This is a genomic window from Nonomuraea sp. NPDC005501 (genome assembly GCF_040605905.1).
GTDB lineage: Bacteria > Actinomycetota > Actinomycetes > Streptosporangiales > Streptosporangiaceae > Nonomuraea.
Genome location: NZ_JBEXDT010000132.1, coordinates 1 through 18,531 on the forward strand (window position 1 = coordinate 1; position 18,531 = coordinate 18,531).

An 18,531-nucleotide genomic window follows, 5' to 3' on the forward strand; every position below is an offset into this window, starting at 1 on the left:
GACCAGACGCCCTACGCGGCGACGTCCAGCACGTTCATCGGCCAGATCTACGGCCTGTTCGGCCTGGTCAACATCGCCGATCCCCGGCACGCCGCCGAGACGCTCCGTGACGCGCGGCGCCATGGGGTCCTCGCCGCGCCGGATCCGCTGGCGCACGGCGTGGGCGGTGCCGACCGAGACGGCGGCGTCCGCGGCGATCTTGCGGAGGGAGGCGTCCGGGTTGGCGGCGATCACCCGGGCCGCGCGCAGCCGCCCCTCCTCGGCGTTCAGCGGCCGGCGCCGGCCGTCCTTGCCGATGCGGGCGTTCAACTGTGGAGTCTCAGCGGTCGAACAGCGGCGCAGGCCGCTCACCGTCTTCGCCGACAAGCCCGCGACCTCGGCGACCGCCCGATCCGACATGCCCGGATGGGACTCGAGGATGCGCATCGCGGCCACGCGCCGGTCCTGCAGCGACAGCGGCATGCCGTGGGCGGTGTTGGCCCGGACCGCCGCCAGGAAGGCCGCCTCGTCGCTGCCCTCGAAGAACCGCACGAGGATCGTCTGACGGCCGTTGAGTATCGCCGCCCCCAGGCGGTGCATCCCGTCGATCACCCGCATGGTCGCCCGGTGGACCAGGATGGGCGGGAGGTCGTCGTCGATCTCGGCCAGCCGGCGCACGTGCTCCTCGTCCACCCCCAGGACGCGCGGCGAGTCCCCCCTCTTCAGCAGCTTGATGTGCACCGCGTACACCTGACGCGGCTCATCACTTTCACGGTCTGACTGAACTCCCACATTTCCCCCGGTGTGTGAGACGGCCACCGGTGCGAGCCCGCGTCGGGTGCGGACGACGCTTGCAGGGCACATATGACAGCACACAAGATCCGGATAGTCCATAACGCAGCTTTTGTTCCACTGGACCGATACATCCTTCAATTACGTGCTATCTGTCACGCAATAGTGACTATTAGTAATAGTTCGCTGTTTGACGTGATCGCCGGGTTCGTTGCTAGCCTGTGGACATCGCGGAGAATGATGCATCCCAGGAGCTGCTGAACGCCGTGCGGAACGCCTCGGCCTTTTATCGGTCGACCGATGTGTGCGTCATCGGCAGCGGTCCGGGCGGCGCCGTCACGGCTCACCTGCTGGCCCGCAGCGGCCTGCGGGTGCTGCTGCTGGAGGAGGGCGACCGGATCGGCCCCGGCGCGACGCTCGACGCCCTCGAACCCGGCTGGGAGCCCGCCCTGGTGCGGACGGGAGGGCGCCGGACGGTCCCCCTCGGGCGCCCGTGGTCGGCGCGGGGCCTGGGCGGCGGGATGGGGCTGTTCGCCGGCATCGGCTTCCGGCTCCGGCACGTCGACTTCGACGCCCGCAAGCACGTCGCCGACGACGCCCTCGACCCCCGCTGGCCCCTGGCGTACGCGGACCTGCGCGAGCACTACGACGAGGTGGAGGGCCTGCTGGGCGTGGCCCGGGCCCGGGGCGCCGACCCGCTCGAACCCGACGGCGCCGGCCCCCCGCTCCCCCCGCACCCCTACAGCCCGCACGGCCTGCTGCTCGCCACCGCGGGCCGCCGTCTCGGCCTGCGCCCCTTCCCGACGCCCCTGCTCATCAACTCCGCCCCGTACCGGGGACGCCCCGCCTGCGACCGCTGCGGACCGTGCAACGAGCACGCCTGCCCCTCCGGGGCGAAGGCGGACCTGGTCTCCACGCTGCTCGACCCGGCCCGCGAGGACGGCTCGCTGGTGGTCGCCACCGGAGGCAGGGCGCTGCGCGTGCACGCCTCCGCCCTCGACCGCGCCGGGGCGGTCGAATGGCTGGACCGGCGCGCCGGGGTCCGGCGCACGACCCGTACCCGGTGCGTGGTGCTGGCCGCGAACGCCGTGCAGTCCTCGGCGCTCCTGCTGCGCTCCCCCACCCGCTGGTCGCCGTCGGGCCTCGGCAACCGCCACGGCGTGGTCGGGCGCGGTCTGTGCTTCAAGGTCAGCGGCTACGCGGCCGGAACGGTCCCCGCGCCCGCCCGGACGGCCCACGCGCTCGGCGGCCCGTTCTCGACCGTCGCCTTCTCCGACCACTACCTCGACGACGCCTGCCCCAGCGGCCTGGGCGGCGTCCTGTACGAGGCGAGCCCGGCCGAGCGCGGCCCCCGCGAAGGGACGATGCCGCTGCGCGTGCACTATCTCGCCGCCGACCAGCCGATGTGGCGCAACCGGGTACGCCTGTCCAACCAGAGAAACGGACTCGGCGTCAGAAAGATACTAATGGAGTATGAAACACATCCATTAGATAGAACACGGCTCGATTACCTGGCCGAACAGGCCACAAAGCTTCTTATTTCCGCGGGGGCCACCCGTATCCGGCTCGAAGCGTCCGGATACGAACGCGGGAGCCGCCATCTGCACGGCGGCTGCCGCGCGGGAGACGATCCGCGCACGTCCGTGGTCGACGCCGGCGGGCGGATTCACGACCAGGAAAACGTCTATGTCGTGGACGGCGGATTCTTTCCCTATCCCGGCGGTGTGAATCCGACGCTCACCATCCTCGCCAACGCCTCCCGAATCGCCCGGCGGATCGCCCGGGACCTCGCAACGGCCGCCATCTGACCCGAGGGAGAACCCCCATGGCCCGTACAGCCCACGTCCCCCACACCGCCGCCGCAGACGCCGAGAAGACGGCGGGCGAGCCCCCGCGCGCGGGCTCGCTGGCGCGGCCCCGCTCGGGGCCGGTGTTCGAGCGGGCCTCGGGCGCGCGGGTGTGGGACACCCAGGGCCGCTGCCACGTGGACCTGTCGTCGTGCAGCGGCGCCGCGCCGCTCGGCGCCGGGTACCCGCCCGTGGTGGACGCGGCGGTCGCGGAGCTGCGCCGCGGCGGCGGCATCCTGCCGGAGGCGACCTCGCCCCTGCGCGAGGAGGTGGCGGACCGGATCGTCGGGATCTTCCCGTGCGCGCAGGCCGTCGAGTTCTTCCGGACGGGGTCGTGCGCCACGACCGCCGCGGTCCGCCTGGCCCGGGTGCACACCGGCGCCCGCACGGTGCTCACCTCCGGCTACCACGGGTGGCACGACTGGCAGCTGCAGTACCGCCCCTCCCAGGGGCTGCCGGACCGCGACCCCGACACGGTCGACTTCGGCTACGACCTGGACCTGCTCGACCGGCTCGCGCGGCGGCGCGGCGACCTCGCCGCGGTGATCGTCACCCCCGAGGTGAACGTCTTCCCTCCCGCGTTCGTCCGCGAGGTGGAGCGCATCACCCGCGCCCACGGCGGCCTGCTCGTCCTCGACGAGGTCATGACCGGCTTCCGCTACGCCTGGGGCGGCTACCACGCCGCCGCGGGAGTGAGCCCCGATCTCGTCACGCTGAGCAAGGGCCTGGCCAACGGCTTCGCCCTCTCCGCCGTCGCCGGGGACGCCGCGGTCATGAGGGCGGCGCGCCGGACCCACCTCGGCAACACCTACCAGCGCGAGGTCACCCCGTTCGCCGCGGCGCTGGCGACGCTGGACGCCGGCGCGGGCGGGGCCACGATCGAGGCGATGCGGGCGGCGGGCGAGCGGCTCATGCGCGGGCTGGACCGCCTGTTCGAGGAGGCGTCCGTGGCGGCGTGGGCGCGCGCCTGGCCCACCATGTTCGACGTCGTGTTCGCCGACGCGGAGCTCGGGCGGCGCTTCTTCGCGTCGTTGCGGGACAGCGGCTACCCGATGGAGTACGGCCAGCGCTTCATGCCGTCGGCGGCGCTGACGGACGAGGACGTCGAGGGGTTCCTGGACGCCGCCGCCCGCGCCCTGCCCCGCGCCCTGTCCCGCGGCGCTGCGGGAGCGCGCGGGGACGGCACGGCGGCCGCCGTCCCCTACGCCGCCGAGCACTTCGCGGCCACCCGGGAGACGGTCGAGCGCTGGTGGAGCTCCGCCGCCCCAACGGCATGATCGTGAAGACGTGCCCCGCCGCCGCCCGGCCCCGTTAGGGTTCTCGCTGTGGATCACGAGGAGCAGCAGAGCGAACCGGCCGACGTACGGACCCTGGCGGCGGCGAGCGGCCTGGACCCGAGGCGCGCCTTCGAGGTGCTGTCCGCGCTGGGCGACGGGTCGTGGTGGACGCTCGCCGACCTGGTGCGGCGGACCGCCACGTCGAGGCGGTCGGTCGAGGCCGTGCTGCGCGAGCTGCGCGCCGAGCGCTCCGGCGACCGCTTCCGCCTGGCCCCGGAGCGGGCGCGCGGCCTGCTGGACGGCGACCGGCCCGCCGGCCCCGCCGGGCCGGTCGATCACCTCCTGCCCGGCCACGCGGACGTGGTGGAACGGATGGCGAAGCTGATCGCGGGCGCTCCGCGCGCCAGGCAGGCGCTGGACCACGTCTCCGCCACGCCCGAGACGGTCGTGCGGCGGGCGCTGCTGCTCGGCGCGCGGTCCTGGCCGCCCGGCGCGCGCGTGCTGTGCGTCGGCGACCACGACCTGACCTCGCTCGCCATCGCGCTGATCCACCCCGGGGCCGAGGTCGCGGTGGCCGACATCGACGAGCGCATCCTCGCCTACATCGACGCGTGCGCCGACGAGCTGGGCCTGTCCGTGCGGACCAGGTGGGCGGACCTGCGGCTGGGTCTGCCGCCGTCGCTCCACGGCTACGCCGACGTCGCGGTGACGGACCCGCCGTACACCCCGGAGGGCATCGGGCTGTTCGTCGCCCGGTGCGTGGAGGGCCTCCAGGACCAGGAGCAGGGCCGGGTGCTGCTGGCGTACGGCGCCAGCGAGCGCACGCCGATGCTCGCCCTGAAGGTGCAGGGCTCCCTGTCCGAGCTCAACCTCGCCTACGAGGCCATGTATCCCGATTTCAACAGCTATTTCGGGGCGGAGGCCATCGGCTCGGCCGCCGACCTGTACGTCCTGCGGCCCACCACCAAGTCGAAGCCCGCCGTGGCCGCGCGGGTCGAGCGCTTCAGCGCCGCCATCTACACCCAGGGGCCGCAGTCGGTGGAGAGTCAGGCCGGCCCCGGCGACGGCCGCCTGACGGCCGAGGCCACCGACTTCGCCCCCGACCTGCTGGTGGGCGACTGGCCGGCCGGGTTCCTGCCGCGCACGCCCCGGGTGCGCCTGACCACCTGGCTGGCCAAGCCGTACGCCGCCTCCCCCGGCCGGGTGGCGATCGCCGTGCCCGCCGGCCTGGAGGCGGCCCTGCCGCGCCTGCTCCTGGCGGCCAGGGCGGGCCACGTCCGGGCCTTCCCCGCCGAGCCGCCGGGGGACGTGACGGCGCTCGCCGGGCTCCTGTCGCCGGTCTACGAGCTCTCCGTCCAGGGCGCCGCCGTCGACGCCGTACGCCGTGAGCCCGCCGGCGACGCCGCCGGCCTCCTGCTGCGGCGGCTCCTCGACCGGGCGCACGGCAAGCTGGTCAACACCTGGCGGGAGGCGCTGACCGGCGCCGACTCCGGGCTGACCAAGCGGCAGGCCCGCGACGTCGTCCTGCGGACGGCCCCCTGGGCCGACGGCGTCACCGCCCTCGAACTGCCCGTCCACCGCCTCGCCGAGCTGGGCGAGGCCGTCCGCGCGACCCTGCGGGCGGCGGCGCCGGAGAGCTGACCGGCCCCTCTCGCAGCGCCAGGGCTCACAGCGCCAGGGCGGCGCGCACCGGGGCGGGCCAGCGCTCCGGCGCGGGGCCGTGGGCGTGGTGCAGGGCCAGCAGCAGCCGTTCCAGGCCGACGCCCAGGCAGGCGGTGTGCGCGGGCGCCCCGTCGGAGGTCCGGATGCCGAACGCGGCGCCGAAGTGCTCCTTGTGGTAGTTGACCGACACCACGGCCTGCCGGAGTCCGGCCGCGACGCCCGCGGCCAGCTCCCACTTGAGCCCGTCGGCCCGCTGCGCGGCGGCCAGCAGGCGGCCCGGCCGCCCCCAGAAGGGGTCGTTCGCCGGCCGCGCCTCGGCGGGCACGCCCAGGGTCCCCAGCCAGCGGGCGAGCCGGTCGAGCCGGTCGTCGCGCCAGGTCACGCACTGCTCCGGCGCTCCGAGCCGTACCGTCTCGAACATGCGGAACGATCGCAGGCGGCCGGGCTCCGCCGTCGCCTCCTGCCGGTAGCAGTCGGCCAGCACGCTCAACTCGGCCGGCCCGGCGAGGACGCGCCCCTCGTACAGCGGGTACACGTGGTAACAGGCCGCTGGGGTGAGCACCAAATCCGTGGCGGTCCCACCCTGGCTGACCCCGGCGAGCAGGTGCGGGAACGACGCGGCGTAGCCGGCCCGTTCCGCCACCGCGGCCCCCAGGACGGGCGGCGCCCGCAGGTGCCGCTCCGCCTCCCCCGCGCACAGCCGCCGCAGGGCCAGGACCACGGCCGCGAGCACCTCCTCGGCCGCCTCGGCGGTGAGAAGCACACCGGGCGCCGCGGCCGGAGCGAGAAGGGGCGAGGCGGCGGCCTGAGCCGGGGACGGCGAGGCGGCGGCCTCGGCCGGGGGCGGCGAGCCGGTCACGCTCCGCTCCGCGCCGTGCCGCAGACCACCACGGGGAACTCCGCGCCTCCGGCGTCCCCGGCGCCTCCTTCCGGCATGCCGGCCTCCTCGGCCGCCAGGCCGTACAGGAAGGCGGTGGCATCACGCAGGCCCCCGTAGCCGCGGCACCGCACCGACTCTGGCCCGAAGACGTCGGCCAGCAGGTCACGCAGGCCCGCCGGGGTGAACCGCCACCGGTCGGCCATCAGGGCGTCGTCCACGGGGTCGGTGCGGCTGATCCCGGGCACCGTCACCAGCAGGGTGCCCGACGGGGCCAGGCTGCGCCGCACGTTGAGCAGCGCGGCGCGCGGGTCCCGTACGTACTGGAGGGTCTGCACGAGGAGGACGCAGCGGTAGCGCCCGGCGGGCAGGGAGCCCGGCTCGGACAGGTCGGCGATCAGCGTCGCGTCGTCGTTGCCCGGGTCGATGTCCACGACGTCCACCAGTGCCTCGTCGCCGGCGAACCTCCGCGCGTAGACGTCCTCACCGATCTCCAGCAGCGGCGGCCGGATCAGGTGGGCGCAGGCGGTCAGGAAGGCGTCGATGTGGACGCGGTCGACGGGAGTCCCGCGGTCGTAGCCGAAGCAGTCGCTGAAGGGCTCGTCCCTGCCCAGCACTCCCCATGACGACGGCCGGAGGTCCCCCATCCGCACTCTCCTCTGCCATGATCCAGCGGGCACGCGAGGGGCCAGCATCGCACCCCCGCTCAAGATCGGGCAATGTTCGTACGGCGCGAGGGCTCAGCGTTCGGGCAGGGTGGGGTGCGGTGCGAGGTGGGCCAGGCCGGCCATGGAGGTGGTGATCGCCCAGCGCTCGTGGTCGCGCCAGGCGCCGTCGATGAACAGCAGCTCGGGCGAGCAGCCCTCGCTGCGGAAGCCGGCGCGCTTGACCAGATTAAGGGAGGCGTGGTTGGCGGGCTGGATCTGGGCCTCCAGCCGGTGCAGGCGCAGCTCCTCGAAGGCGTGGCGCAGCACCAGGCCGAGTCCTTCGGACATGTACCCCTGGCCCGCGGTGGGCGCGAAGGCCGCGTAGGCGAGGGAGGCGGACTGGAAGCGGCCGCGGATGATGCTGTTGATGTTGACGACGCCGGCGATGGCACCGGTGCCGCGCAGGCAGACCAGCAGCGCCTCCTCGCCGGGCTGCTCGTACCGTGCGAGGTAGGCCCGGAACGCCTCCGGGGTGGAGGGCGGCGACATGTACGGCCCGTGCAGGGCGGTGCTGGCGTTCACCAGATCGAGGAACTCGTCCTGGTCGTCACCGGTGAGCGGGCGCAGGGTCACCCGGGGGGAGCCGTCCGCCTGCCGAGCTTCGTGGTGTTGTGCCATGGAGGGACAATAGCGGCCATCCTGGCTGGGCCAGCGTCCTGATATGATGTTCTTCATCACCTAAGCCTTCTCGGTACGGATTCGTGCCCCGAGGAGGCTTTTTTCATGACTTCACACACCAACACCGCAGCCGCCGCAGGCATCTGGAAGCTGGGTGACCTCACGGTCAATCGCGTCGGGTTCGGTGCCATGCGTCTCACGGGCAGCGCCGCGTTCGACCTGGGCACGCCGAGCGACCGCGAACGCTCGATCAAGGTGCTCCGGCGCGCGATCGAGCTGGGCGTCAACCACATCGACACCGCCTCGTACTACTTCTCCTCGCTGCGCTCCGCCAACGAGCTGATCAACCGGGCGCTGGCGCCGTACCCGGACGACCTGGTCATCACCACCAAGGTCTGGCCGGGCCGGGACCCCTCGGGCGCATGGTGGTGGGCCACGCCGGAGCAGTTGCGCGGCCAGGTCGAGGAGAACCTGCGCCAGCTGGGCCGTGACCACCTGGACGTGGTGAACCTGCGCGTCCCCCCGAGCCGGAGGACCGGCTCGATCGCCGAGCACTTCGGGGCGCTGGCCGATCTGCGCGACGCCGGGCTCGTACGCCACCTCGGGATATCCAACGCCACGCCCGAGCAGCTGGCCGAGGCCCAGGCCGTGGCGCCGGTGGTCTGCGTGCAGAACCCCTACGGCGTCGGCGCGCCGGCCGAGGAGCAGGAGTTCCTGCGGGCCTGTGGTGAGCAGGCCGTCGCCTTCGTGCCGTTCTTCGCGATCGCCGGCGCCGGGCGGGAGGCGGGCGCGAGCGCGACCGACAGCGAGACGGTGCTCGCCGTCGCCCGCGCGCACGGTGTGACGCCCGCGCAGGTCAGGCTGGCGTGGACCCTCCACCAGGGGCCCCATGTGCTGGTCATCCCGGGCACCGGCAACCCGGATCACCTGGCCGACAACGTGGCCGCGGGCGCGCTGCGACTCTCGGAGGACGAGATGGGGCGCCTTTCGGCCCTTCACCAGGACAGCGAGTAGGGCAGGACGCCGGCCGGTGACCGTTCTACCGCTCCGGGGCTACCGCTCCGGGACTACCGCTCCGGGTCACCGGCCGGCCTGGCGGCCCAGCCGCCGTACTCGTAGTCCGTGTACCTGCCGCCCTGACAGTGCTCGGTGTACGGTCCCAGCTCCTCCGCGAAGTCCTCCGCGTCGTCCATCGGCGCGTATCCGAGAGCCCTCGCCCCGGCGCTCTGCGTCCACCACGACCGCGCGTTGCGCGAAACGCCGTAGACGACCACGTGTCCCAGCCCGGCCGGCGCCGTCAGGCAGGCCCGGTAGAGCCGGGCCGCGTCGGCGTGGCTCAGCCAGGTGTGCAGATGACGCGGTTCGGTGGGACGCTCTTCGAAGGACCCGACGCGCACGGAGATCACGTCGAGGCCGAAGCGGTCGGCGTACAGACTGCCCAGCGCTTCCCCGAAGGCCTTGGCCGCGCCGTACAGCCCGTCGGGCCGGGCCGCCTCCCGCCCGTCGAGCAGCGTCCCCGCCGGGTAGAAGCCGGTGATCCGGTTGGAGCTGGTGTTGACGACGCGCCGGACGCCCTCCCTGCGGCACGCCTCGAAGACGTTGTGGACGCCGTGCAGATTGGGCCCCTTGATGGTGTCGAAATCGGTCTCGTCGGCGACGCCTCCCAGGTGCACCACCGCGTCGACGCCGCGCACGGCGGCTCGCACCTGCTCCAGGTCGGTGAGGTCAGCCGGGACGAACTCCTCGTGCGCGGCGAGCCCGTCGATGTCGCGGACGTCCGAAAGCCGCACCTGGGCGATCTCCGGCAGCAGGCCGCGCCTCAGCGCCCGCCCGATGTTCCCGGCCGCTCCGGTGACGAGGACGCGTGCGGGAAGCCCGGTCATTCCGGCTCACCGATCGCGGGCAGCCCCCTGAGGTAGTTGCTGCGCGTCGCCCTGGCCGCGCCGAGGCCGTCGTGGGCGGCGACCGCTTCGATGATCTCGTCGTGCTCGCGGGCGGAGCGCCCGTCAGGTCCCCGGTTGCGGAAGTACAGCGAGACGGTCCGGCTGGTGTGCAGCTCCAGCGAGTCGATCGCGGAGGTGAGGAACCTGTTGTCGGCCCGGGAGACCAGCACCCGGTGGAAGGCGAGGTCGGCGAGGCGTGCCCGGCCGACGTCGCCCTCTCGCAGCGCGTCCAGCAGTTCGTCGTTGAGGGCACGCAGGGCGGCCACGTCGTCGCCGGTGGCGCGGGGCGCGGCGAGCTGGGCGGCCAGCGCCTGCAGGATGCCCAGCGGCGCGATGATCAGCTCAAGGTCGCCGGCGTGCGCCTCGGCCACCTTCGGCCGCCTGCGGGGCGGCATGGCCACCACGCCCTCGCGCTCCAGCTGGATCAGCGCCTCGCGGACAGGGGTCCTGCTCACGGAGATCTCCTGAGCGATGGTGGCGTCGTCCAGAACCTCCCCCGGCGGCAGGTGACCCTCGACCAGGCGGCCCCGCAGATAGGCGTACGCCACATCCCGCGCCGAGGTGACCAGATGCTCCATGCCTGACAATATATTGTATTTCAGAGATGGTTGGCGGGGCCTGCGGATCCGTTCCTGACCGGTCGCGCGTGGATCTTGGCCATGCACGCGGGTAGGGCCCCGCCCTGGTCGTGACTCCGGGCCCGGTAGGCGCTCGGGCTCTCGCCGACCAGCTCGGTGAAGCGTGAGCTGAACGACCCCAGCGACGTACAGCCGACCGCGAAGCAGACCTCGGTCACCGAGAGGTCGCCGCGCTCCAGCAGCGCCTTGGCCCGCTCGATGCGGCGGGTCATCAGGTAGCTGTAGGGCGTCTCGCCGAAAGCGGCGCGGAAGCTGCGGGAGAAATGGCCCGGCGACATCAGCGCGTCTCGCGCCAGCGCCGGGACGTCGAGCGGCTCGGCGTATTCGCGGTCCATCCGGTCGCGGGCCCGCCGCAGCCGCACGAGGTCGCCCAGATCCTGGCGTTTCACCTGACCAGCTTCCCACATCACCTGAGATCAGCGGCGTGACGGGACAGGTCGCGGACCGGTCAGGAATGGAGAAGCGCCGGTCGACGAGCCGCGTCTAGCGTAGGCGTCATGGCGGTCACGCCGGTGTGACCCACGAACTCAAGGAGTGACCATGACGGGCTCTTCCACCCAGGGCATCAAGACCGTGCTGCACCCCGTGTCCGACCTGGCGAAGGCCAAGGCGGTGTACGCGGCGCTGCTCGGCGTACAGCCGCAGACCGACGAGTCCTACTACGTCGGCTTCGAGGCCGAGGGCCAGCACATCGGGCTGGTGCCGAACGGCGGACCCCAGGGCATGAGGTCGCCGGTGGCCTACTGGCACGTGCCCGACATCGAGGCGAAGCTGGCCGAGTTACCGCGGCGGGCGCGGTCGTGAAGGAGGCCGCGCACGACGTCGGCGGCGGCCGCCTGGTGGCCACCGTCACCGACCCCGACGGCAACGTCCTCGGGCTGCTCCAGGACCGATGAGCGCCGGCCCCGTTCCCACGCGCTGCGGCGGGGTGACGGTGGATATCAGACATACTTCTCAAAGCTAGCCAGACCCGGCCAGGCGGGCCCGTCCAACAGCTGGACCGACAGATAGATGGAGACACGATGAGCATGGCCACGAGGACGGACACGCCGCCGACGGCGCCGCACGCCGCCGACAGCCACGGTCTGATCCGCGTGTACGGCGCGCGGGAGAACAACCTCAAGGACGTCACCGTCGAGCTCCCGAAGCGCCGGCTGACGGTGTTCACCGGTGTCTCCGGCTCGGGCAAGAGCTCGCTGGTGTTCGGCACGATCGCCGCGGAGTCGCAGCGGATGATCAACGAGACCTACAGCACCTTCGTGCAGGGCTTCATGCCGACGCTGGCGCGGCCCGAGGTCGACGTCCTCGACGGGCTGACGACCGCGATCATCGTCGACCAGCAGCGGCTGGGTGCCGATCCCCGCTCCACCGTCGGCACCGCCACCGACGCGAACGCGATGCTGCGCATCCTGTTCAGCCGGCTCGGCCGGCCGCACATCGGCTCTCCCAAGGCGTTCTCCTTCAACGTCGCCTCGATCAGCGGAGCGGGCACGGTCACGCTGGAGCGCGCCGGCAAGGCCGTGAAGGAGCGACGCAGCTTCAGCATCACCGGCGGCATGTGCCCGCGTTGCGAGGGCACGGGCTCGGTCACCGACTTCGACCTGTCCGCGCTGTACGACGACGGCCTGTCGCTCAACGAGGGCGCGCTGACGATCCCCGGCTACAGCATGGACGGCTGGTACGGCCGCATCTTCCGCGGCTGCGGCCTGTTCGACCCGGACAAGCCGATCCACGCGTACACCGAGGCCGAGCTCCACGACCTGCTGCACAAGGAGCCGACCAAGATCAAGATCGACGGCGTCAACCTGACCTACGAGGGGCTGATCCCGAAGATCCAGAAGTCGTTCCTGTCCAAGGACCGGGCGTCGATGCAGCCGCACATCCGGGCGTTCGTGGACCGGGCGGTCACCTTCACCACCTGCCCCGACTGCGATGGCAGCAGGCTGAACGAGGGTGCCCGGTCCTCGCGCATCGGCGGGATCAACATCGCCGACGCGTGCGCGATGCAGATCAGCGACCTGGCCGAGTGGGTCCGCGGCCTCGACGAGCCGTCGGTGGCGCCGCTGCTGGCGACGCTGCGGCAGACGCTCGACTCGTTCGTCGAGATCGGGCTCGGCTACCTCAGCCTCGACCGGTCGTCGGGCACGCTGTCGGGCGGCGAGGCGCAGCGCGTCAAGATGATCCGCCACCTCGGCTCCTCGCTCACCGACGTCACCTACGTCTTCGACGAGCCCACCACGGGCCTGCACCCCCATGACATCCAGCGGATGAACGACCTGCTGCTACGGCTGCGGGACAAGGGCAACACGGTGCTCGTCGTGGAGCACGAGCCGGAGACGATCGCGATCGCCGACCACGTCGTCGACCTCGGCCCCGGCGCCGGCACGGCGGGCGGCACCCTCTGCTACGAGGGCACCGTCGAGGGGCTGCGGGCCAGCGGCACCATCACCGGCCGCCACCTCGACGACCGGGCCCCCCTCAAGGAGACGGTGCGGACGCCCACCGGCACGCTGAAGATCCGCGGCGCGACGGCGCACAACCTGCGCGACGTCGACGTCGACATCCCGCTGGGGGTGCTCGTGGCCGTCACCGGCGTCGCCGGCTCCGGCAAGAGCTCGCTCGTGAACGGGTCCATCCCCGCCGGCGCCGATGTGGTGTCGGTCGACCAGACCCCGATCCGCGGCTCGCGACGGAGCAACCCGGCGACGTACACCGGGCTGCTCGACCCGATCCGCAAGGCGTTCGCGAAGGCCAACGGCGTGAAGCCGGCGCTGTTCAGCGCCAACTCCGAGGGCGCCTGCCCCGCCTGCAACGGCGCCGGTGTCATCTACACCGACCTGGCGATCATGGCGGGCGTCGCCACCACCTGCGAGGAGTGCGACGGGAAGCGGTTCCAGGCATCGGTGCTGGATTACCATCTCGGCGGCCGCGACATCAGCGAGGTGCTCGCGATGTCGGTGACCGAGGCAGAGGAGTTCTTCGGCGCCGGCGAGGCGCGCACGCCGGCCGCGCACGCCATCCTGGGCCGGCTCGCCGACGTGGGGCTCGGCTACCTCAGCCTGGGCCAGCCGCTCACCACGCTGTCCGGCGGCGAGCGCCAGCGGCTCAAGCTGGCCACCCACATGGCCGAGAAGGGCGGCGTCTACGTCCTCGACGAGCCGACCACCGGCCTCCACCTCGCGGACGTCGAGCAGCTGCTCGCCCTGCTCGACCGGCTCGTCGACTCCGGCAAGTCGGTCATCGTCATCGAGCACCACCAGGCGGTCATGGCGCACGCCGACTGGATCATCGACCTCGGCCCCGGGGCGGGCCACGACGGCGGCCGGATCGTCTTCGAGGGCACACCCGCCGACCTCGTCGCCGCCCGCTCCACCCTCACCGGCGAGCACCTCGCGGCCTACGTCGGCGCCTGACGGCAAGCCCGCACCGAGGCCCTCACCAGGGACCGGAGAGTCGAGGAGGCGGCCGCGGGCGGCGAGATCCCGCCGCCCGCGGCGTGCACCCTCACTGCACCCTCACCGCGACGTCACCGGGACGTCGAGGTCAGCATGCCGTGCGGGTCGAGCACGTACTTGCGCGCCGCGCCCTCGTCGAACTCGTGGTAGCCCCGCGGGGCGTCGTCCAGCGGGATCGGCGTGGCGTTGACCGCCTTGGCGATCTGCACCCGGTCGTGCAGGATCGCCATCATGAGCTGGCGGTTGTACCTCATGACGGGGCACTGGCCGGTGACGAAGCTGTGCGACTTCGCCCAGCCGAGCCCGATGCGGATCGACAGTGAGCCGTGCTGGGCGGCCTCGTCCGCCGCGCCCGGGTCGCCGGTCACGTACAGGCCCGGGATGCCGAGCGCGCCACCCGCACGGGTGACGTCCATCAGCGTGTTGAGCACGGTCGCGGGCCGCTCCACCTCCGACTCGTTGCCGTGGCCGCGGGCCTCGAAGCCGACCGCGTCCACGGCGCAGTCCACCTCGGGCTCGCCGAGGATCTGCTCGATCTGGTCCTTCGGCTCCCCCATGGCCACGTTGACGGTCTCGCAGCCGAAGCTGTGCGCCTGGTCGAGACGTTCCTTGTTCAGGTCGCCGACGATGACGACGGCGGCGCCGAGCAGGAACGCCGAGCACGCGGCGGCGAGCCCGACCGGGCCCGCGCCGGCGACGTAGACGGTCGAGCCCGGCTTCACCCCGGCGCTCACGCAGCCGTGGAACCCCGTCGGGAAGATGTCCGCGAGCATGGCCAGGTCGAGGATCTTCTCCATCGCCCGTTCCTTGTCGGGGAACTTCAGCAGGTTCCAGTCCGCGTAGGGCACCAGGACGTACTCGGCCTGGCCGCCCACCCAGCCGCCCATGTCGACGTAGCCGTAGGCGGATCCCGGACGGTCCGGGTTGACGTTCTCGCAGACGCCGGTCTTGCCCTCCTTGCAGTTGCGGCAGCGTCCGCAGGCGATGTTGAACGGTACGGACACGAGGTCGCCGGTGTGGATGTACTCGACGTCGGAACCGGTGTCGATCACCTCACCGGTGATCTCGTGGCCGAGGATGAGCCCGTGCGGGGCCGTGGTGCGTCCGCGGACCATGTGCTGGTCGCTTCCGCAGATGTTCGTGGCGACGGCCTTGAGTATCGCTGCGTGGGGCAGTTTGCGTCCCACGTTGCCCGGGTTCACCCCTGGGCCGTCCTTGAGCTCGTAATCGGGATAATCGGTCTCGCGTACCTCCACCTTGCCCGGACCTTCGTAGGAAACGCCCCTGTTACCAGGCATGACGAGCCCCCTCCCTCACGCGAAGTTGCGGATGGTCGTGCGATGTTCGCGGATGGGCATCACCTCTCGTGGCCGTGGCGCCAGCGGCGGCGGATGCCGTGCCCCACGCGCTCGTCGATGTGGTCGTGCTCCGGGCTGCGGGCCGCCGGGATGTCCCCGGCCGCGCCCTGCGCCGCCCGCCCGGGCTCGGCGCCCTGCGGCTCGCGGGCGCCGACGACCTCTCCGGCCGTCCCCTGCTCGGCCTCCTCGGGCACCTCCCGCGCCGGGCGTGCCACCGCGTCGTACACCAGCACGGCGACCACGGCCCCGGCGATCGGGCCGATGACGTACACGCCGAACTGCGCCCAGGGCGCGTGGCCGCCGAACAGGCTGGTCGTCAGGTACGGGCCGAAGGTGCGGGCCGGGTTGACCGAGCCGCCGGTCAGCGGGCCGATCACGAAGATCTCCCCGGCGACGGCCAGGCCGATCATCCATCCCGCCCACCCGGTCGGCGCGCGCCGGTCCACGGCCAGCGCCATGATCGTGAGCAGCAGCAGGAACGTCCCCAGCGCCTCCAGCAGGATGCCCTGCCCGTAGCCGACACCCGGCCCGAGGGCGGTCTGCCCGGTGCCGAGGGCGGCCGCCCGGCGGCCGAAGCCACCGACGATGAGCAGGCCGCCGGCGAACGCGCCGACGAGCTGCGCCACGATGTAGAGCGGCACTTCCGACCACGGGAACCTGCGGCCGGCGGCGAGCGCGATGGTGACGGCCGGGTTGATGTGGGCGCCGGAGGTGGTGCCGAAGGCGTAGACGACGAGCGCGATGACCACGGCGAACGACAGCGAGATGAAGCCGAGAGCGGCGTAGGTGAGCGTGCCGTGCCCCATCACCAGCGCCGCCACCACCGCGCCCGGTCCGAAGAGCACCAGCAGCAACGTTCCGATGGCTTCCGCGACGAGACGCCGCGGTAGGTCTCCAACCATCGCAACCCCCGATGACGATGGTTCACATCCCCGAAAGGAGAACCCCCCAATTTCCGAATATATACCCGAATTGGGCCCCTGAGCAGGTCAGACGAGACGCCGATGCGTGTCGTCCAGACGCTCGGTGAGACCGGTTCTGTCGAGGTGTTCGAGCAGGGGGACGGCCACCCGGCGGCTCGTGCCGAGGACGGTTCTGGCCTGGCTGACCGTGAACGGCTGCGGCAGGCGCCCCAGCAGCTCCGCCGCCCGCGCGTCGGCGCCCGGCAGCAGCACGATCCCGTCTCCCACGCGCAGCAGCGCCCCGGCCCGCTCGGCCGCGGCCAGCTCGCGCGCGCCCAGTCCCAGCTCGGCCAGCCGGCCCGCGTCCGGCGCCTGGAACGGCCGGTCCGCCAGCTCCCGCCTCAGCCGCTCGACCGCCCTGGCCACGGGCGCGGGCAGGCCCGCGGGTCCGGCGGCGATCCGGCCCGCGGCGACGGTGAGCGGCGGCCGTACCAGCGCCGCGACCAGCCGCCGATGGGGCAGGCCGAGCGCGTGGCGAGCCGCCTCGACGGGCATGCCGGGCTCCAGGGGGTTGGCCGCCGCGTGCCGCCGCACCACGTCCTCCAGCCGCCGGCCCTCCTCGGCCCAGCGGCCGGGGTCGGCGTACCAGCCGTCGCACACGGGCTGCGGCGCTCCTTCCCCGTCGGCGGCGGGATCGACTCCCATGGCGCGCAGGTCGGCGGCGCGGAGCAGCCCGTGCAGACGCAGGGCGAACGCCGTCCCGGGCACCGCGCCGTCCGGCGGGCCCGTCTCGGGCACTGCCGCGTCGAGCGCCGGCGTCCGCGGCGCGGCTCTCCCGGGCGCGGCCGTCACCTGGACGGCCGTCTCCTGGACGGCCGTCTGCTGGAGGGCCGTCTGCTGGAGGGCCGTCTCCTGGAGGGCCGTGGCCAGCAGGGCGGCCCGTTGACGGGCCGCGCCTCGGCGGCGTAGGGGCGGAGGGCGTACGTCGAGGACGGTGGCGCCGGCGAGCACCCGCACCCCGGAGCGGTCCCGCCCGGGGTCGCGGCCGGGATCGCGCAGGAGCAGCACGTCGCCGAGGTGGAGCGGCAGCGGCCGGGCCAGCCGCAGCCGCGCGAACGGCCCGCCCAGGGACCCGCCGAGGGGCCGCACCTCGCACGTCACCGCCGCCGACCCCACGTGCACGGTCAGCCGCCCCGGCAACGCCCACCCCGCCCGTCCGCCCGGCCGTCCGCCCGGCCCGCCGTCGAGGTCGTCGCCCGGCTCACCGCCCGCGCCGCCGCCCGCGCCGCCGTCCGCGCCGAGGTCGGCACCCGGGGGGTGATGGTCCGTGCGGCGCGGGGCGCCGACCGGCGAGACCCGCACGTCCACCTCCTCCGTGTACGTCCACCGGCCCGGCGTGACGAGTGTCTGCCCTCGTTCGGGGAGGTCATGGCCGCGCAGGTTGACCGCCACCCGGGCGACCGCGGACACCGCGTCACGCGGCTCCTTCAGCGACTCCAGCGACCTGACCCGCACCGGCTCCCCGGCGAGCAGCAGCTCGTCGCCCACCGTGATCGTTCCGGCGGGCAGCGTGCCGGTGACGACCGTCCCGCTGCCGGTCACGCTGAACGCCCGGTCCACCCACAGCCGGACCGGGGCCGCCGGATCGGGTGGCGGCAGCGCGGCCACGAGCCGGTCCAGCGCCGCCCGCAGCCGGTCCAGCCCTTCCCCGGTACGCCCACTGACGACCACCGTCTCGACCCCGCCCGGACCGCCACCTCCGGAACCGGCCGCCTTCAGGCGGGCGCGGGCCTGCTCGGCCGCCGGCGCCGGGTCGGCCAGGTCCGCCCGGGTCACCACGAGCACGCAGTGCCGCACTCCCAGGGCCTCCAGCGCCACCAGGTGCTCCTCCGACTGCGGCATCCACCCCTCGTCGGCCGCCACCACGAACATAACGGCCGGCACCGGCCCCACCCCCGCCAGCATCGTGGCCAGGAACCGCTCGTGGCCCGGCACGTCCACGAACGCGAGGCGCTCCCCCGAGGGCAGGACCGTCCAGGCGTGGCCGAGCTCGATCGTGAGCCCGCGCCGCCGCTCCTCCTCCAGCCGGTCGGGCTCCATGCCGGTGAGCGCCCGTACGAGGGTGGACTTGCCGTGGTCGACGTGGCCGGCGGTGGCGACGACGTGCGTCATGCCTGCGCTCCCCCTCGGTCTTCGCCGGCTCCTCCTGACGGCCGTGCCGTCGCCGCGCACGCCAGCACGGCCCGTACGAGGTCGTCGTCGTGTTCGGGCGGGACGGCGCGCAGGTCCAGCAGCAGACGGCCGTCCTCGATCCGGCCGACGACCGGCGGGTCGCCGGTCCGCAGCGGGGCGGCGAGCCGTTCGGGGAGGCTCACGGCGGCGCCGATCCGGACCCCTGGGCGGGCTTCACGACGTTCGCCCTGTCCTACATTCGCCTTCGCAACGAGCTGTGCGACGTCAACAAGCGCCTCGGCGA

17 protein-coding genes are annotated in these 18,531 nt (G+C 73.2%); 7 read left to right on the forward strand and 10 right to left on the reverse strand.

Annotated elements, in window-relative coordinates; translation table 11 throughout:
- The coding region (locus ABZS51_RS38815; protein WP_355452197.1) for a ParB/RepB/Spo0J family partition protein at positions 1-720 on the reverse strand (720 nt) is incomplete at its 3' end.
- Positions 721-1,037: 317 nt separating this feature from the next.
- Here ABZS51_RS38815 and ABZS51_RS38820 point away from each other — a divergent pair.
- From ABZS51_RS38820 to ABZS51_RS38830, 3 genes are read left to right on the forward strand one after another with little or no spacing between them, the layout of a single operon-like run.
- On the forward strand, positions 1,038-2,579 hold the full coding sequence (locus ABZS51_RS38820; protein ID WP_355452200.1) for a GMC family oxidoreductase: 1,542 nt from the start codon (positions 1,038-1,040) through the stop codon (positions 2,577-2,579).
- Positions 2,580-2,596: 17 nt separating this feature from the next.
- Positions 2,597-3,895: an aminotransferase class III-fold pyridoxal phosphate-dependent enzyme gene (locus ABZS51_RS38825; protein WP_355452203.1), complete on the forward strand. Its 1,299-nt coding sequence runs from the start codon at positions 2,597-2,599 to the stop codon at positions 3,893-3,895.
- 48 nt (positions 3,896-3,943) lie between these two features.
- On the forward strand, positions 3,944-5,536 hold the full coding sequence (locus tag ABZS51_RS38830; RefSeq protein ID WP_355452206.1) for a bis-aminopropyl spermidine synthase family protein: 1,593 nt from the start codon (positions 3,944-3,946) through the stop codon (positions 5,534-5,536).
- A 25-nt stretch (positions 5,537-5,561) separates the two neighbouring features.
- Here the strand turns inward: ABZS51_RS38830 and ABZS51_RS38835 are convergent, their stop codons facing one another.
- The 3 genes from ABZS51_RS38835 to ABZS51_RS38845 form a co-directional block, all read right to left on the reverse strand.
- Positions 5,562-6,416 (reverse strand): hypothetical protein, encoded by an 855-nt coding sequence (locus tag ABZS51_RS38835; protein WP_355452209.1) that lies wholly within the window; start codon positions 6,414-6,416, stop codon positions 5,562-5,564.
- Entirely contained in the window at positions 6,413-7,081 is a 669-nt protein-coding gene (locus ABZS51_RS38840; RefSeq protein WP_355452212.1) for a methyltransferase domain-containing protein, read from the reverse strand. Before ABZS51_RS38840 ends, ABZS51_RS38835 begins: the two co-directional genes overlap by 4 nt.
- A 93-nt stretch (positions 7,082-7,174) precedes the next feature.
- Entirely contained in the window at positions 7,175-7,759 is a 585-nt protein-coding gene (locus tag ABZS51_RS38845) for a GNAT family N-acetyltransferase (RefSeq protein ID WP_355452215.1), read from the reverse strand.
- A 105-nt stretch (positions 7,760-7,864) separates the two neighbouring features.
- On the opposite strand from ABZS51_RS38845, the gene ABZS51_RS38850 reads away from it, so the two are divergent.
- The gene (locus ABZS51_RS38850) at positions 7,865-8,773 is read left to right on the forward strand and encodes an oxidoreductase (protein WP_355452218.1); all 909 of its coding nucleotides are present in this window, start codon (positions 7,865-7,867) and stop codon (positions 8,771-8,773) included.
- A 53-nt stretch (positions 8,774-8,826) separates the two neighbouring features.
- Here the strand turns inward: ABZS51_RS38850 and ABZS51_RS38855 are convergent, their stop codons facing one another.
- The 3 genes from ABZS51_RS38855 to ABZS51_RS38865 are packed head-to-tail and all read right to left on the reverse strand — an operon-like array spanning position 8,827 to position 10,675.
- On the reverse strand, positions 8,827-9,642 hold the full coding sequence (locus tag ABZS51_RS38855; protein WP_355452221.1) for an NAD(P)-dependent oxidoreductase: 816 nt from the start codon (positions 9,640-9,642) through the stop codon (positions 8,827-8,829).
- The gene (locus ABZS51_RS38860) at positions 9,639-10,280 is read right to left on the reverse strand and encodes a GntR family transcriptional regulator (RefSeq protein ID WP_355452224.1); all 642 of its coding nucleotides are present in this window, start codon (positions 10,278-10,280) and stop codon (positions 9,639-9,641) included. Before ABZS51_RS38860 ends, ABZS51_RS38855 begins: the two co-directional genes overlap by 4 nt.
- Positions 10,281-10,300: 20 nt before the next feature.
- Entirely contained in the window at positions 10,301-10,675 is a 375-nt protein-coding gene (locus ABZS51_RS38865) for a helix-turn-helix transcriptional regulator (RefSeq protein ID WP_355452246.1), read from the reverse strand.
- A 205-nt stretch (positions 10,676-10,880) separates the two neighbouring features.
- Between ABZS51_RS38865 and ABZS51_RS38870 the strand changes: the two genes are divergently transcribed.
- The gene (locus ABZS51_RS38870; protein ID WP_355452227.1) at positions 10,881-11,144 is read left to right on the forward strand and encodes a VOC family protein; all 264 of its coding nucleotides are present in this window, start codon (positions 10,881-10,883) and stop codon (positions 11,142-11,144) included.
- 218 nt (positions 11,145-11,362) lie between these two features.
- A complete protein-coding gene (locus ABZS51_RS38875) occupies positions 11,363-13,753 on the forward strand; it encodes an excinuclease ABC subunit UvrA (RefSeq protein WP_355452231.1) in 2,391 nt (796 codons plus the stop codon).
- A gap of 113 nt (positions 13,754-13,866) precedes the next feature.
- Here the strand turns inward: ABZS51_RS38875 and fdhA are convergent, their stop codons facing one another.
- From fdhA to ABZS51_RS38890, 3 genes are all read right to left on the reverse strand, one after another.
- The gene (gene fdhA, locus ABZS51_RS38880) at positions 13,867-15,093 is read right to left on the reverse strand and encodes a formaldehyde dehydrogenase, glutathione-independent (protein ID WP_355452234.1); all 1,227 of its coding nucleotides are present in this window, start codon (positions 15,091-15,093) and stop codon (positions 13,867-13,869) included.
- A 59-nt stretch (positions 15,094-15,152) separates the two neighbouring features.
- Positions 15,153-16,055 (reverse strand): MIP/aquaporin family protein, encoded by a 903-nt coding sequence (locus tag ABZS51_RS38885; protein ID WP_355452237.1) that lies wholly within the window; start codon positions 16,053-16,055, stop codon positions 15,153-15,155.
- Positions 16,056-16,142: 87 nt separating this feature from the next.
- Positions 16,143-18,227 carry a SelB C-terminal domain-containing protein gene (locus ABZS51_RS38890; RefSeq protein WP_355452240.1) on the reverse strand — a complete coding sequence of 695 codons (2,085 nt, stop codon included), beginning with the start codon at positions 18,225-18,227 and terminating at the stop codon, positions 16,143-16,145.
- Between the two features lie 89 nt (positions 18,228-18,316).
- On the opposite strand from ABZS51_RS38890, the gene ABZS51_RS38895 reads away from it, so the two are divergent.
- Positions 18,317-18,531 (forward strand): hypothetical protein (locus ABZS51_RS38895; protein WP_355452243.1); only part of this gene is annotated, 215 nt, incomplete at its 3' end.

Bases quoted from the DNA above. Each gene is read 5' to 3' on its own strand.
- ABZS51_RS38890 (WP_355452240.1), bottom strand. From the start codon at position 18,227: ATGACGCACGTCGTCGCCACCGCCGGCCACGTCGACCACGGCAAGTCC.
- ABZS51_RS38840 (WP_355452212.1), bottom strand. From the start codon at position 7,081: ATGGGGGACCTCCGGCCGTCGTCATGGGGAGTGCTGGGCAGGGACGAG.
- ABZS51_RS38860 (WP_355452224.1), bottom strand. From the start codon at position 10,280: ATGGAGCATCTGGTCACCTCGGCGCGGGATGTGGCGTACGCCTATCTG.
- ABZS51_RS38825 (WP_355452203.1), top strand. From the start codon at position 2,597: ATGGCCCGTACAGCCCACGTCCCCCACACCGCCGCCGCAGACGCCGAG.
- ABZS51_RS38875 (WP_355452231.1), top strand. From the start codon at position 11,363: ATGAGCATGGCCACGAGGACGGACACGCCGCCGACGGCGCCGCACGCC.
- ABZS51_RS38845 (WP_355452215.1), bottom strand. From the start codon at position 7,759: ATGGCACAACACCACGAAGCTCGGCAGGCGGACGGCTCCCCCCGGGTG.
- fdhA (WP_355452234.1), bottom strand. From the start codon at position 15,093: ATGCCTGGTAACAGGGGCGTTTCCTACGAAGGTCCGGGCAAGGTGGAG.
- ABZS51_RS38870 (WP_355452227.1), top strand. From the start codon at position 10,881: ATGACGGGCTCTTCCACCCAGGGCATCAAGACCGTGCTGCACCCCGTG.
- ABZS51_RS38865 (WP_355452246.1), bottom strand. From the start codon at position 10,675: ATGGACCGCGAATACGCCGAGCCGCTCGACGTCCCGGCGCTGGCGCGA.
- ABZS51_RS38850 (WP_355452218.1), top strand. From the start codon at position 7,865: ATGACTTCACACACCAACACCGCAGCCGCCGCAGGCATCTGGAAGCTG.
- ABZS51_RS38885 (WP_355452237.1), bottom strand. From the start codon at position 16,055: ATGGTTGGAGACCTACCGCGGCGTCTCGTCGCGGAAGCCATCGGAACG.
- ABZS51_RS38855 (WP_355452221.1), bottom strand. From the start codon at position 9,642: ATGACCGGGCTTCCCGCACGCGTCCTCGTCACCGGAGCGGCCGGGAAC.